Here is a 14,897-nt window from a genome sequence, read left to right on the forward strand (position 1 = left end):
AAAACTACAAACCCCGCAACAACCAATCACTTTATTATTATAATAACCAACACTAGCCTGCTTGCTCTTACATTAACTAAGGGCAACACCATGACAGCATTAACCATTTTCTTTTGCGGCACCGGCTCGACAAAGTTCGACAGTCAGAACCCAACTTACTGGAACGGTGAATTGGTCTCGACACTGGCATCCCATCACGGTGGTCGCGAATTTGCCGAATGGGTCGTGATCGATGGTCCCGGCACCAGCAACCTGCAAGCTGACGAACTGTTCACCCAATCCAAGGATTATGGACTGAGCGGTACGCTGTTCGGCAAAGGCTGGGAAGAGAACGTCCAGCACGCCATCAACATCATCAAAGGCAAGTGTGACTGGGAGCGTGAGAAGCTGACCGAGACTGAATACAACCGACTCAAGGCTGCTGGCATTCCCATTGAAGACGTCATCGTCGAAGGTTCCTGGATGTGGCGCAAGTACAACTACGGCGACCGCAGCGTGACCCAACAGAAGTTACAGGAACAAATCATCAAGACCTTTCGTAAAGAGGGGATTATCCCCACCAAAGTTAACTTGGTAGGTTGGAGTCGTGGCGGTATCAGTTGCCACATGCTGGCCAATGCCATGTTCAAGGACAGCGCCCTGAAGAACATCCCGGTGAATATTTTAGCGATTGATCCGGTACCGGGCATCGGCAACTTTCAGGAAGACAAAGTCAAACTCAATACCAACGTAAAGGAATACGTTGGTTTCTACGCCCGAGACGAGCGCTCCAAAGGCTTCAGCTGCGTTATCCCACAAACAGCAACCGGCACCCGAACCCACATCTACCCCATGCCCGGCCGCCACGGCACGCTGGTCGGTAACGCCGCAGCAGATGGTGTCAGCGGCCCTAAAGTATTGGCCGAACCAGGCCGCATCGTCCGCCACTTCGCCGAAGTCTGCCTCCAGCGCTGGGGTGTGCTACTCAACAAGCCGCTGAACCTGACCCAGGCCGATCTGGATAACCTGCGCAAGACCATGGTCAACGACGAAGCCAAGTACCAGCTGATGCACAAGTATTCCTACACCTACTTCACCGAACTGGATCAAGGCGAACGCTACGTTTCGCTGGGCAGTAAAGGGGTCAACTTCTCAGCGGTTAAAGGCACGATCTACACGCCGGCGACCGGGCTGACTACCAGCGTGCTGGATGGTGCAGCGTATCGGTCTATTTGTTGAAAACGATGGCGGATCGGTAGGAACGGCCTATGAAATCTTCATACCGTTCCTACAACAGAAGGCACCTTGTCGCCTATCGCCGCACTGTAGCTCAAATTTATAGTCGTAACCGTCGCTGCCAAATCAGCGGCTCGGGCTTGGTCACCCGATGGAATACGCATAAGCCTCCGTTGTATGCTGCCGGCACCTCTACTGCCTGCACGCTATATGGTGGCTGTGTTTGGGACGCCTTCGGGCGTGCCGGGTATGCGTATGAATCCTCACCGGTTGACCAACCCGAACACAGTCCGCCTCCCATCGCTTGGTCACGATGGTGAAGGCTTCATCTGATGCATTTGAGGATAAATACAATGAATTCATGGAAACCGTTCACCGATCGCTACCGCCCACTCCAATCCAATCTCACCGACACCCCGCCCCTGATCATCGACACAGAGGCAAACCCACAAGACATCCTCGAAGCCGCCCTCCAGCGCATCCGAGCCTCCAGTGATCTACTCCAAACCCTGCACTGCCATTGCTTCAAGCAAGGCGATGTCGAAGACATTCCCCACATCACCCACGCGCTCTACCTGTTGACTCAGGATGGCTGCGACCTTCTGAAAGTCGCCCAGCAACGCATGATGGGTTGGAAAGCACCGGCCTAACGCCGCGTACTAACAGGCAAGCCGCCACCTTGTGGGAGCTGGCTTGCCTGCGATGAACTCACCACATAATCCCAACCCTGAACACAACAATTCGTAGCCCGAGACTATCGCGATGAACGAATTAACCTTCAAACAGAAACAAGCACATTACGAAAAAGTCCGTCGCTCAAACTACCTGGCTAGCCTGCGTCTGGCAGGATTCGACACATCACCGGCAGACCTCGAAAAATCACTCTCTACACGAAAAGAAGTGCTCGCCAAGTACCGACAAGACAAACCGCCGCCATCTGCTTCCATACTTCCCCACGAACCCGACGCCCAATAAGATCCTGCTAAGCCCAACCGGATGCCCCCCCGCAATGAACCTCGCCCCCAACTTCCCCGACGATCACGCCATGCACCTGCTCATGCAGCTACTGCACGAAGAACTCGGCCTGCCCGAACGCAAAACTATCAGCCTCACCACCTCGATCAACTTTGACCTGAACTGCGACGGCGCGGATGCGCGGCATCTGATGGAAGCGCTGGAAGAACAGTTCGCCATCGACTTCGTCGACTACGACGCGTATCGGTACTTTCAGCCTGAAGGGTTTGATGTGTTTCTCAAGCGCCGGGCGAAGGGTCGTGGCGACAAAGTGCCGCTGACCATTGGCATGCTCTATAAAGCAGTCAAGAAACAACGGTGGGACACGCAGGAAGTGGAAGGGGTCTAGGGGATCTGATCAACAGAAGTGGAATTATTCTGGCTGCTTAGCGTGTTTACTGCAGGAATATTGCCAGTTATGCCTCAAGGGAACTGAATCAGCGCCCATAAAAAAGCCGCCCCAAAGGGCGGCTTTCTCATTACATCAAACCAACTCTTACAACTTCGGCCCAGCAGCCTTGATCGCGTCGCTCACGTCGAACTTCTTGAAGTTCTCAACAAACAACCCGGCCAGTGCTTTAGCAGCTTCATCGTAAGCAGCCTTGTCAGCCCAGGTGTTACGTGGGTTCAGCAGGCCAGTCTCAACGCCCGGCACAGCCAATGGCACGTCAAGGTTGATGGTGTCCAGGTGTTCAGTCTCGGCACCGATCAACGCGCCGCTCTGGATCGCTGCGATCACGCCGCGAGTAGTCGGGATGTTGAAGCGTTTGCCGACGCCGTAGCCGCCGCCGGTCCAGCCGGTGTTGACCAGGTAGACCTTGGAGCCGAAGCCGCGGATGCGTTTGATCAGCAGTTCTGCATATTCGCCAGCCGGACGCGGGAAGAACGGTGCGCCGAAGCAGGTGGAGAAGGTCGACTTGATGCCGCTGCCGGAACCCATTTCGGTCGAGCCCACCAGTGCGGTGTAGCCGGACAGGAAGTGGTAGGCCGCTTGTTCTTCATTGAGGATCGACACTGGCGGCAGCACGCCGGTCAGGTCGCAGGTCAGGAAGATCACTGCGTTTGGCTCGCCGCCCAGGTTCTTCTCGGAACGCTTGGCTACGTGCTCCAGCGGGTAGGCGGCGCGGCTGTTCTGGGTCAGGCTGACATCGGTGTAGTCGGCGTGCTTGGCGTCGTCGATAACAACGTTTTCCAGGACTGCGCCGTGTTTGATGGCTTTCCAGATGACCGGCTCGTTCTTCTCGGACAGGTCGATGCATTTGGCATAGCAACCGCCTTCGATGTTGAACACCACGCCTTCGCCCCAGCCGTGTTCGTCGTCACCGATCAGGTAACGGCTTTCGTCGGCGGACAGGGTGGTCTTGCCGGTGCCGGACAGACCGAAGAACAGGGTCACGTCGCCCGCTTCGCCGATGTTGGCGGCGCAGTGCATTGGCAGCACGTCGGCGGCCGGCAGCAGGAAGTTCTGCACCGAGAACATGGCTTTCTTCATTTCACCGGCGTAGCGCATGCCGGCGAGCAGCACTTTTTTCTGCGCGAAGTTGATGATCACGCAACCGTCGGAGTTGGTGCCGTCACGCTCTGGCACGCACTCGAAGTTGGCGACGTTCAGAACTTGCCACTCTTCACGACCGGCCGGGTTGTACTGGGCCGGGTTGATGAACAGGCAACGACCGAACAGGTTCTGCCAGGCAGTCTGGGTAGTCATTTTCACGGCCAGGTAGTGCTCTTCAGCCGAACCTACGTGCACGTGGGAAACGAAATGCTCTTGCGCGTTGTTGAACGCCTCGACGCGAGCCCACAGGGCATCGAACTTGTCGGCCGGGAACTTGCGGTTGATCGGGCCCCAGGCAATGGCGTCCTGGGTGGTCGGCTCTTCAACGATGAAACGATCGACTGGCGAACGGCCGGTACGGTGACCGGTGCGAACAACCAGCGCGCCGGTATCGGCAAGCTCGCCTTCACCGCGCTTCAGGGCTTCTTTAACCAGATCATCAACACTCAGATCGGTGTACACGGCGTTATTGGCTTGCGTCATGAGGTTCCCCGTCGGCCAGTGGCCGAGTGCTCCAAACGTTTTGTAGTAGAAAGTCGTGCACTACTACCGCGAAAAAAGTGGGCCGGATTATGCCAGAAAAGCCCAAAAAGTGTAGGGCCCTCCCGTCAGAACGGCGTTATTCCGGCGTTAAGCAGTGAATTTACCTGCGCTGAAGCGTTTTAGTGACGGGTATCTGACGGCGTATCAACCCCTGCTCCGGCGAACAATTGAGTGATATCGGCCGCGTCGAACAGGTAGCGCTCGTTGCAAAACTGGCAATCGACCTCGATGCTGCCGCCATGCTCGACGACCAGCTGCTGCGCATCTTCCAGACCCAGACTGACCAACGCATTGCCCGAGCGTTCCCGGGAGCAACTGCAATGGAAGCGCAGTTTCTGCACATCGAACAGGCGCACTTGCTCTTCGTGGTAGAGGCGATGGAGCACGGTTTCGTTGTCCAGGCTCAGCAATTCGTCGGCGGTCAGGGTACTGGCCAGGGCGGTGATGTGCTGCCAACTGGCGGCGCGATCTTCTTCATCTTTCAGACGGTCGGCAGGCAATTGCTGCAACAGCAGGCCACGGGCACGACGGCCGTCGGCGTACAGCTTGAAGCGGGTGCCAACCTGCTGCGACATGACGAAATAGTTGGTGAAGCAATCGGACAGGGTTTCACCGTCGAGATCGACAATGCCCTGATAACGCTGGCCTTGAGTCGGGTCGACAGTCAGCGCCAACACGCCATTGGGCATCAGGTCGGCGAGCGTTGCATCAGGGGCGATCTGTTCGGCGTGGTATCGGGCCAGCCCACGAATTTCGCGCTCGCTGGAGCACTCGATCATCAGCATCGGCACCGGGCCTTCGGAGCGGGCCTGAAGAATCAGCAAGCCGTCGAACTTCAAAGTGCCTACCAGCAACGCTGCAGCCGCCATCAGCTCGCCCAGCAGTTGCGCGACCGGCTCCGGATAGGTGTGTTTGGCGAGGACTTCGGCATAGCTACGCTCCAATGCCACCAGTTCGCCGCGGGTGTCGCTGTCATCAAAGATGAAGCGTTGGGTGTAATCGGTATCTGGTAGATCGGTCATAGGTCTGGGTATCTGAAGTGGTGACAAAAAAGGTTACAAAAATGAAATACACGCCGTAGCAGCACTTTTGGGGTGAGCTTAGCCATAGCGGCATTTTATGAACAATTCGGGGTTGTTCCAAGCAAGGTCAAACCTCGGTATTCGACGAGCGGTGCTTTCACCTGCGAAATGCGCCGTTGGCGAATACCCCCATATGGCTGCACAGGCAGACGATTACAAGTCTGCGCCCGACGGTCGTCACGACTCGTCGTTGCTGCTGCCGCGAAACTTGAACAAATCCCGGCGCTGTTTCTTGCTCGGTTTGCCGTCGGTGCTCACGCCCAACGCCCCGGCCTTGCGCATGGCGGCCGCCGCTTCGCGCTTGGCGACGCTGGCTTCAGTTTCGGCGTACAGAGCCTGAGCTTCTGGCGCGCCACGACGCACGATCGACAACGCCTGGACCACCACCGTGCGCTCCTCGAAGCCGGTGCGGATCTGAAACTCGTCGCCGATCCTCGGCTCCTTGCCTGGCTTGCAACGCTCGCCCCGGCAATGCACCTTGCCGCTTTCAATCGCGGCTTTGGCCAAGGCACGCGTTTTATAAAAACGCGCGGCCCACAACCATTTATCGAGACGGACCTTGTCGTCCTCTTCGCTTTTTTGCGCCATTGGATGTCCTCATTCTGAAATATCGATGAACTGTACTACCGTTTCTGTCGTGCCATGAATCCTCATGCTGTGGATTAGAATGCAAGCATTCCCCACCGTTTGAGGAATGAAATTCCGGGCCGTAGATATCTGTCGCCTTTTACCCATTATTCTGCGTGAATACCGCGAATTCGGCCGCACACGGCCTGAGCGGTTTTTGCCGGTTGAGCACTTTTGAAGACATTTGACCATTTGACCGTTGTCGGTCTGCGCGAGTGGGTGGCGCTCCCGGATTTGGGAGTCGCGGGCCTTCGGGCAAAAATCGATACCGGTGCCAGTACCTCCAGCCTGCACGCAACCGACATCGAGCCGTTTGAGCGCGACGGCGAACAGTGGGTGCGTTTCACCGCGCACCTGGGCACGGTAGTGCAATTGCGGCACCGGCGCTGCGAAGCCCCGCTGGTAACGAGGAAAACCATTAAAAGCTCCAATGGCCATGCGCAGATGCGCTATGTGGTCAGCACCACCCTGGCCCTCGGTGATCGGGTCTGGCGGGTCGAGTTCACCCTCGCCTGCCGCAAGTCCATGCGTTATCGCCTGTTACTCGGTTCCAAAGCTCTGATCGACGGCCAGTTGGTGGTCAATCCGGGCATCAAATACGTACAAGACAAGCCGGTGTTCCCGGTATCTACCCTCTCCACAGGTGTTGCATGAAGATCGCTGTGCTGTCGCGGAACCCGCGTCTGTATTCCACCCGTCGTCTGGTCGAAGCCGGTATAGAGCGTGGCCATGAAATGGTGGTGATCGACACCCTGCGCGCCTACATGAACATTGCCAGTCACAAGCCGCAAATCCACTACCGTGGCAAACCGCTGGAGGGTTTCGATGCAGTGATCCCGCGGATCGGCGCATCGGTCACGTTTTACGGCTGCGCGGTGCTGCGCCAGTTCGAAATGATGGGGGTATTTCCGCTCAACGAATCGGTGGCCATCGCCCGTTCGCGAGACAAACTGCGTTCCCTGCAATTGCTGTCGCGTCGGGGAATCGGTTTGCCGGTCACCGGTTTTGCCCACTCTCCGGATGACATTCCCGACTTGATCGAGATGGTCAACGGGGCGCCGCTGGTGATCAAGGTGCTGGAAGGCACCCAGGGCATCGGTGTGGTGCTGTGTGAAACGGCCACGGCGGCGGAGTCGGTGATCGAGGCCTTCATGGGCTTGAAGCAGAACATCATGGTTCAGGAATACATCAAGGAAGCCGGCGGCGCGGATATTCGCTGCTTCGTGGTTGGCGACAAAGTGATCGCGGCGATGAAACGCCAGGCCAAGCCAGGGGAGTTTCGCTCCAACCTGCATCGCGGTGGCAGCGCCAGCCTGATCAAGATCACCCCGGAAGAACGCATGACCGCGTTGCGTGCAGCGAAGGTCATGGGTTTGGCGGTGGCGGGAGTGGACATCCTGCGCTCCAATCACGGCCCGCTGGTGATGGAAGTGAACTCGTCGCCGGGTCTGGAAGGGATTGAAACCACCACTGGGAAGAATGTGGCGGGGATCATCATTGAGCATCTGGAGAAGAATGGCGGGCCGAATATGACGCGGACCAAAGGCAAAGGTTAAACCCTGAAATTCATGGCGGCTGGAAGGCCGCCTTCGCGGGCAAGCCCACTCCCACAGGGATCACCGAAAACCTGTGGGAGCGGGCTTGCCCGCGAAGGGGCCACCAACCCCAGCGAAAGGGCCAGCCTTTAAACCGCGTCTCTAGGCAACATCAACCCAAGTGGTAACCGTACCCGCGCTTCCAGCCCGCCACCGGACCGGTTGCGCAGCTCGACATTCCCGCCATGCATCGAGGCGATCCGCTTAACGATCGCCAGCCCCAACCCGGTGCCCTTCCCGCCCCGGGCCCGATCGCCACGGGTGAACGGGTTGAAGATCGCCTCCAGCTCCGACGGATCAATCCCCGCGCCACGGTCCATGACGCTCAGCACCACATACGGCGCGCTGGTATCCCCGGACACATAAGCCGCCACTTCCACTCCACTGCCGGCGTGATGCAGCGCATTGCCGATCAGGTTGTTCAGCAAACGCTTCATCGACACCCGACGCAACGGGAACGGCTGGATCGGCTCCAGGCGCAAGTGCACTTTTTCTTCGTTCTGGTTGTACGGCGCGGCGACTTCGCGAACCAGATCGATCAGGTCAACTTCTTCCACCGACTCGTCACGACCGTCGCGAATGAACGCCAGGAACTGGTCAAGAATCGCATCCATGTCTTCGATGTCGCGGATCATGTCGTCCGTCAGGTCGCTGTGGTCGCCCATCAGTTCCAGGGACAGCCGCAAACGAGTCAGCGGTGTGCGCAGGTCGTGGGACACCCCGGCCAGCATCAGCTCGCGCTCACGACCGGCCTGTTCGACGTCTTCAGCCATCTGGTTGAAGGCGCGATAAACCTCAGTCATCTCGCTCGGTGTGTCGCTGATCGGCAGGCGCACGCTGCGGCCCTGACCGAGTTGCCTTGCGGCATAGACCAGACGTTTCAACGGTTGATTGAGCTGGCTGACGAAAATCCACGCCGAAGCGGTGGACAGCAGACCAATGGCGAGGAACCAGCCGAGCACGTTCCAGATTTTCTGGCCGCGCAACGGATGCGGGTACAGCGGCACTTTCAGCCAGCCATCGCCCAGGCTGGGCGCCCGGACCCACAACGCCGGCGGTGAGTGCATGCGTAATCGCACTTCGGTATCGGCACCCAGTTCAGCCTGCATCTGTCGCTGGTAGATCTCGCTATATGGCCAGTGCTGTTCGCCCTCAGGCACACCGGCCCCCACCACCCGGATCAGGGTCGCGGCATCGGCAATCTTCGCGCGGTTTTCTTCATCGGCTGCCCAATAGGCGCGCAGCGTCAGGGCGACGCCGTGACTGTATTGGCGATCCACCAGCACGTCTTCGTTCATCAACAGATAAACCAGCGTCAGCGCCTTGGAGAAAAGGACGACGATCAACACCAGCCACAGGGTGCGGGAGAAGAAGCTCTGGGGGAACCAAACAGGGGTTTTCATGGGTAACCGCTACACACTTGCAGGAGCGAGCGATGCTCGCATATTGCGGATCGCGAGTCTGCGGAAAAGGTCATCCGACCCGTTACCCGCAAGACCCGCTCCTACAAATCACCGATCACTTCGTGGCGGCACCATCCGGAACGAATACGTAGCCCACGCCCCAGACGGTCTGGATGTAGCGTGGTTTGGACGGATCGGGCTCGATCATCCGGCGCAGACGGGAGATCTGCACATCGATGGAACGCTCCAGGGCATCCCACTCCCGGCCACGGGCCAGGTTCATCAGCTTGTCGCGGGTCAGTGGCTGACGAGCGTTCATGACCAACGCCTTGAGCACCGCGAACTCACCGGTAGTGAGCATGTGCACTTCGTCACCGCGCTTGAGTTCGCGGGTGGCCAGGGACAGCTCGTAGTCACCGAAGGTCACGCTTTCGTCTTCGCTGCCCGGCGCGCCCGGTACCGGTGCCGCCTGACGCCGTAGAACCGCTTTCACCCGGGCCATCAGCTCGTCCGGGTTGAACGGTTTGGCCAGATAATCGTCGGCGCCCAGTTCCAGGCCCTTGATACGGCTCAGCTCATCGCCCTTGGCGGTGAGCATGATGATTGGAATCTGATTGTTCGCCGTGCGCAAACGGCGGCAGGCGGTCAGGCCGTCTTCGCCGGGCAGCATCAGGTCGAGAACGACCAGATTGAACACTTCACGCGCCAGCAGGCGGTCCATTTGCTCGGTGTTCGGGACAGCGCGGGCACGGTAGCCCTTGCTGACGAAAAAACGCTCCAGCAGGCTGCTCAGCCCCGGATCGTCGTCGACAATAAGAATTTTTTCGCCTTCAGCAGTTTGTGCAGTGCTGCTCATTGGATGCTCCTTTGATCTCGGCGCGCATTATGGCGTAGCTGCCGTTATACGCACCGTGTGCATTGTTAGCAGATTTTTCCTTCACCGCCAGGAAACCGGTCTTTTCGCCTACAGCCTGCAATGCCCCCGAATGACAGAACGCTGGTTATAATGCGCGGCCTTTTGTGTCAGGCAACGTCTGATCGTTATTGCCGGTAGCCACTTTTTATTTTCATGGCGCTGGCAGTAATTGTTCGATTTCACGGGTCAACGGCAAGCCTGTTGATCCAGGTAGCGGCGCTCGCCAGGCCGCTCAACCAGACTCGCGAAGGCCCTATTTCCGCGCCTGCGAGCCTGCTTTCACAATTTGTCAGGTGGTTTTATGGACAGCATCAACAGCCGCATCGCCGAGGAACTCGGCGTCCGCCCACAACAGGTCGAAGCGGCCGTCGCGCTACTCGATGAAGGCTCCACGGTGCCCTTCATCGCCCGCTACCGGAAAGAAGTGACCGGCAGCCTCGATGACACGCAACTGCGTCATCTGGAAGAGCGTCTGCGCTACCTGCGAGAACTCGACGAACGGCGCATCAGCATCCTCGCCAGCATCGAGGAGCAAGGCAAGCTGACCCCGCAGCTTGAGCGCGACATCAAGCTCGCCGACACCAAGACCCGCCTCGAAGACTTGTACCTGCCGTACAAGCAGAAGCGCCGCACCAAGGGCCAGATCGCCCTGGAAGCCGGCCTCGGCGAACTGGCCGACGGCCTGTTCAACGATCCGACCCTGAACCCGGAAACCGAAGCGGCGCGCTTCATCGACGCCGAAAAAGGCGTGGCCGATGTGAAGGCCGCCCTCGAAGGCGCCAAGTACATCCTCATGGAGCGCTTCGCCGAAGACGCGGGCCTGCTGGACAAGCTGCGCAACTACCTCAAGCAGGAAGCCACCCTCAGTGCCCGCGTGATCGCCGGCAAGGAAGAGGAAGGCGCCAAGTTCCGCGACTACTTCGAACACGACGAACCGCTGAAAAGCATGCCGTCCCACCGCGCACTGGCGATTTTCCGTGGCCGCAACGAAGGCATTCTCAGCTCCGCGCTGAAAGTCGGTGACGAGCTGCCGGGCACCATGCACCCGTGCGAAGGCATGATCGGCCAGCAATTCGGCATCCAGAACCAGAACCGCGCCGCCGACAAATGGCTGGGTGAAGTGGTGCGCTGGACCTGGAAGGTCAAGCTCTACACCCACCTGGAAACCGACCTGCTGGGCGAGCTGCGCGACGGCGCGGAAACCGAAGCGATCAACGTGTTCGCCCACAACCTGCACGACCTGCTGCTGGCCGCGCCGGCCGGCCCGCGTGCCACCCTGGGCCTCGACCCGGGCCTGCGCACCGGCTGCAAGGTGGCCGTGGTCGACGCCACCGGCAAGCTGCTGGACCACGCCACGGTTTACCCGCACGTGCCGCACAACAAGTGGGACCAGACCCTCGCCGTGCTCGCCGCCCTGTGCGCCAAGCATTCGGTGGACCTGATCGCCATCGGCAACGGCACCGCCAGCCGCGAAACCGACAAACTGGCCGCTGAGCTGATCAAAAAATACCCAGCCATGAAGATGACCAAAGTCATGGTCTCCGAGGCTGGGGCATCGGTTTACTCGGCCTCGGAACTGGCTTCCAAGGAATTCCCGGACCTGGACGTGTCGATCCGTGGCGCGGTGTCCATCGCTCGTCGCTTGCAGGATCCACTGGCCGAGCTTGTGAAGATCGATCCGAAATCCATCGGCGTTGGCCAATACCAGCACGACGTGTCGCAGCTGAAACTGGCGCGCGGCCTGGACGCAGTGGTCGAAGACTGCGTGAACGCCGTGGGCGTGGACGTGAACACTGCATCCGTGGCGCTGCTGGCGCGCATCTCCGGCCTCAACGCGACCCTGGCGCAGAACATCGTTGCCCACCGCGACGAGCACGGTGCGTTCAAAACCCGTGCGGCATTGAAGAAAGTCGCCCGCCTGGGTGAAAAAACCTTCGAACAGGCCGCCGGCTTCCTGCGCGTAATGAATGGCGATAACCCGCTGGATTCGTCGGCGGTTCACCCGGAAGCCTATCCGCTGGTGCAGCGCATTGCCGCTGAAACCGACCGCGACATTCGCTCGCTGATCGGCGACGCCGCGTTCCTCAAGCGCCTGGATCCGAAGAAGTACACCGACGAAACGTTCGGCCTGCCGACGGTCACCGACATTCTGCAAGAGCTGGAAAAACCTGGCCGCGACCCGCGTCCCGAGTTCAAGACCGCCGAGTTCCAGGACGGCGTCGAAGACCTCAAGGACCTGCAACTGGGCATGATCCTCGAAGGCGTGGTTACCAACGTGACCAACTTCGGTGCCTTCGTCGACATCGGCGTGCATCAGGACGGTCTGGTGCACATTTCCGCGCTGTCGGAGAAGTTCATCAAGGATCCACGCGAAGCGGTGAAGGCCGGTGATGTGGTCAAGGTGAAGGTCATGGAAGTCGATATCCCACGCAAACGCGTCGGCCTGTCGATGCGCATGAGCGATACCCCGGGCGAGAAGATCGACGGTGCCCGTGGTGCACGTCCGGGGTCGGCTCCGCGCCAATCCCAGAACACCGCGCCGCGCAAGGAAACCCCGGCAGCGGCTCCGACCAACAACGCCATGGCGTCGCTGTTCGCCAACGCCAAGCAGTTGAAGAAACGTTGATGGAGATCCCGGCCGGCTTGACCGAAAGCGCATTTTTCAAGCTGCTGGGGTGTCGCTTGCACAGCCTGGACACCGGGGTGGCGCAAGTCGCCCTGGCGCTGGATCCACAGTTGCGCAATCGCGGCGGCAAGCTGCACGGCGGGGCTTTGTTCAGTCTGGTGGACATTGCCATGGGGCTGGCCTGCTCCAGCACCCACGGCTTTGACCAGCAAAGCGCGACCATCGAGTGCAAGATCAACTACATCCGCGCCGTCGCCGACGGTGAAGTGATGTGCACGGCCAGGGTGATCCACCCGGGCCGTCGCACGCTTGTCGTCGAGGCCGATGTGATGCAAGGCGACAAACTGGTCGCAAAAGCACAAGGCACGTTCGCTGTCCTGTAGCCCCCAATCATCAATTTGAGTTAATTTCGGCGCTGTGACTACAGCGTCGGAGTTTCCTTCGCTCGTGTCTGCCAGATTCAAGGATTGAAGTTGGCCTTTCAATACGGGCCTGTATGGCTCAAGAACCAGGCGAAAACGCCAGTTTCAACTTCACCCTTGTAGACCGTCTTGCCCACCCCCATATTGGGGCGACTGACGCGTGAAGGAATCCAACTTGAGCGAACTTCTCAACCGCCGCCTGGCTCTGCTCGGCGAGCGCGCTAACCTCTCTCTGCTCGAACAGTGCCTTCACGGCATCGAACGTGAATGCCTGCGCGTGACAGGCGAAGGGCGCCTGGCGCAAACGCCGCACCCCGAAGCATTGGGTTCCGCGCTGACCAACGAACAAATCACCACTGACTACTCCGAATCGCTGCTGGAGTTCATCACACCGGCCCTGCCAGACCCGGCGGATACGCTGGCGAGCCTGGACAAGATTCACCGGTTTGCCTACAGCAAGCTCGGCGACGAGTACCTGTGGAGTCCGTCGATGCCGTGCCCGTTGCCGGCCGAGGAAGACATCCCGATCGCCTATTACGGCACCTCCAACATCGGTCAGCTCAAGTATGTCTATCGCAAAGGCCTGGCCCTGCGTTACGGCAAAACCATGCAGTGCATCGCCGGGATCCACTACAACTTTTCCCTGCCGGAAAAGCTCTGGCCGCTGCTTAAAGAGGCCGAAGGCTTTGTCGGCACCGACCGCGACTATCAGTCGTCGGCCTACATCGCGCTGATCCGCAACTTCCGTCGCTACAGCTGGCTGCTGATGTACCTGTTCGGCGCCTCGCCAGCGCTGGACGCCGGCTTCCTGCGCGGTCGCTCGCATCAGCTGGAACAACTGGATCCGGACACTTTGTACCTGCCGTACGCCACCAGCCTGCGCATGAGCGATCTGGGTTACCAGAGCAACGCCCAGGCCGGTCTGACGCCGTGCTACAACGACCTGACCAGCTACACCGACAGCCTGCGCAAAGCGGTGGCTACGCCGTATCCAGCGTACGTCGAGGTGGGGACGCACAAGGACGGTGAGTGGGTTCAGCTCAACACCAACATCCTGCAGATCGAAAACGAGTACTACTCCAACATCCGCCCCAAGCGCGTGACCTACACCGGCGAACGGCCGATTCAGGCGCTGGTGGCCCGTGGCATTCAATACGTCGAAGTCCGCTGCCTGGACATCAACCCATTCCTGCCGATGGGCATCGACCTCACCGAATCACGGTTCCTCGACGCATTCCTGCTGTACTGCGCGCTGAACGACAGCCCACTGCTGACCAGTACCAGCTGCGGTAACGCGACGTCGAACTTCCTCAGCGTGGTCAAGGAAGGTCGTCGTCCGGGCCTGCAACTGCAACGCGACGGGCAAGCGGTGGACATGAAGGAATGGGCCGGCGAATTGCTGGAGAAGATTGCACCATTGGCGGCGTTGCTGGATCAGAGCCATGGCGGCGATGCCCACAGCAAGGCGCTGGACGCCCAAATGGCCAAAGTCCAGGACTCGTCCCTGACGCCATCGGCCCAGGTGCTGGCGGCGATGGCCGAACACAAGGAAAGCTTCGCCCAGTTTTCCTTGCGCCAGAGTCAGGTGCATGCGGAGTTTTTCCGCAGCGAGCCGCTTTCAGGCGAAGAACAGGCCAGGTTTGAAGAGCTGGCGCGTTCGTCACTGGCTCAACAGGCTGAGCTTGAACAGAACGAAGTCGGCGATTTCGATGTGTTTGTCGGGTCGTATCAGGCGAGCATTCTGGCGATCAGCAATTAGACGTAAATCTCTGTGGCGAGGGAGCTTGCTCCCGCTCGGCTGCGCAGCAGCCGTAAAATCTGCGACGCTGTTTAATCTGACACAATACCTTCGCTGTTTTTGGGAGTCCTTCGGCCTGGAGCGCCAGCCCGGTCCAGCGG

General features: G+C 59.2%; 13 protein-coding genes and 1 pseudogene. 9 read left to right on the forward strand and 5 right to left on the reverse strand.

Features of this window, described 5'->3' with window-relative positions:
- Positions 1-90 precede the first annotated feature (90 nt).
- The 4 genes and pseudogenes from AC30D7_RS16805 (at position 91) to AC30D7_RS16820 (ending at position 2,578) form a co-directional block, all read left to right on the forward strand.
- Positions 91-1,218 carry a hypothetical protein gene (locus AC30D7_RS16805; protein ID WP_490134813.1) on the forward strand — a complete coding sequence of 376 codons (1,128 nt, stop codon included), beginning with the start codon at positions 91-93 and terminating at the stop codon, positions 1,216-1,218.
- A 350-nt stretch (positions 1,219-1,568) separates the two neighbouring features.
- Complete coding sequence (locus AC30D7_RS16810; protein ID WP_019581748.1) at positions 1,569-1,865, forward strand: hypothetical protein; 297 nt, start codon at positions 1,569-1,571, stop codon at positions 1,863-1,865.
- 112 nt (positions 1,866-1,977) lie between these two features.
- Positions 1,978-2,145 (forward strand): annotated as a pseudogene (locus AC30D7_RS16815) (YhfG family protein); the annotation flags it as partial.
- A 79-nt stretch (positions 2,146-2,224) separates the two neighbouring features.
- A complete protein-coding gene (locus AC30D7_RS16820) occupies positions 2,225-2,578 on the forward strand; it encodes a DUF1493 family protein (RefSeq protein ID WP_019581746.1) in 354 nt (117 codons plus the stop codon).
- A gap of 147 nt (positions 2,579-2,725) precedes the next feature.
- Here AC30D7_RS16820 and AC30D7_RS16825 read toward each other — a convergent pair whose 3' ends face one another.
- The 3 genes from AC30D7_RS16825 to AC30D7_RS16835 all read right to left on the reverse strand — a co-directional run bounded on the left by AC30D7_RS16825 (position 2,726) and on the right by AC30D7_RS16835 (position 5,997).
- Positions 2,726-4,267: a phosphoenolpyruvate carboxykinase gene (locus tag AC30D7_RS16825; RefSeq protein ID WP_490134814.1), complete on the reverse strand. Its 1,542-nt coding sequence runs from the start codon at positions 4,265-4,267 to the stop codon at positions 2,726-2,728.
- Positions 4,268-4,446: 179 nt separating this feature from the next.
- On the reverse strand, positions 4,447-5,349 hold the full coding sequence (gene hslO, locus AC30D7_RS16830; RefSeq protein WP_019651505.1) for an Hsp33 family molecular chaperone HslO: 903 nt from the start codon (positions 5,347-5,349) through the stop codon (positions 4,447-4,449).
- Between the two features lie 237 nt (positions 5,350-5,586).
- Positions 5,587-5,997 carry an RNA-binding S4 domain-containing protein gene (locus AC30D7_RS16835; protein WP_230173998.1) on the reverse strand — a complete coding sequence of 137 codons (411 nt, stop codon included), beginning with the start codon at positions 5,995-5,997 and terminating at the stop codon, positions 5,587-5,589.
- A 213-nt stretch (positions 5,998-6,210) separates the two neighbouring features.
- On the opposite strand from AC30D7_RS16835, the gene rimB reads away from it, so the two are divergent.
- Together rimB and rimK are read left to right on the forward strand one after the other, a co-directional pair.
- A complete protein-coding gene (rimB, locus tag AC30D7_RS16840) occupies positions 6,211-6,690 on the forward strand; it encodes a retropepsin-like aspartic endopeptidase RimB (protein ID WP_490134815.1) in 480 nt (159 codons plus the stop codon).
- On the forward strand, positions 6,687-7,592 hold the full coding sequence (gene rimK / locus AC30D7_RS16845) for a 30S ribosomal protein S6--L-glutamate ligase (RefSeq protein ID WP_007903081.1): 906 nt from the start codon (positions 6,687-6,689) through the stop codon (positions 7,590-7,592). The genes rimB and rimK overlap by 4 nt, the downstream gene beginning before the upstream one ends.
- Positions 7,593-7,720: 128 nt before the next feature.
- Here rimK and AC30D7_RS16850 read toward each other — a convergent pair whose 3' ends face one another.
- A complete protein-coding gene (locus tag AC30D7_RS16850; protein ID WP_490134816.1) occupies positions 7,721-9,034 on the reverse strand; it encodes an ATP-binding protein in 1,314 nt (437 codons plus the stop codon).
- A gap of 115 nt (positions 9,035-9,149) precedes the next feature.
- Positions 9,150-9,890 carry an osmolarity response regulator transcription factor OmpR gene (gene ompR, locus AC30D7_RS16855; protein ID WP_476216386.1) on the reverse strand — a complete coding sequence of 247 codons (741 nt, stop codon included), beginning with the start codon at positions 9,888-9,890 and terminating at the stop codon, positions 9,150-9,152.
- A 361-nt stretch (positions 9,891-10,251) separates the two neighbouring features.
- On the opposite strand from ompR, the gene AC30D7_RS16860 reads away from it, so the two are divergent.
- The 3 genes from AC30D7_RS16860 (at position 10,252) to gshA (ending at position 14,757) form a co-directional block, all read left to right on the forward strand.
- The gene (locus tag AC30D7_RS16860; protein WP_105347291.1) at positions 10,252-12,576 is read left to right on the forward strand and encodes a Tex family protein; all 2,325 of its coding nucleotides are present in this window, start codon (positions 10,252-10,254) and stop codon (positions 12,574-12,576) included.
- Positions 12,576-12,959: a PaaI family thioesterase gene (locus AC30D7_RS16865; protein WP_490134817.1), complete on the forward strand. Its 384-nt coding sequence runs from the start codon at positions 12,576-12,578 to the stop codon at positions 12,957-12,959. Before AC30D7_RS16860 ends, AC30D7_RS16865 begins: the two co-directional genes overlap by 1 nt.
- Before the next feature lie 214 nt (positions 12,960-13,173).
- Entirely contained in the window at positions 13,174-14,757 is a 1,584-nt protein-coding gene (gshA, locus tag AC30D7_RS16870; protein WP_490134818.1) for a glutamate--cysteine ligase, read from the forward strand.
- Positions 14,758-14,897 lie beyond the last annotated feature (140 nt).

This window comes from Pseudomonas sp. DF5 (genome assembly GCF_058148225.1).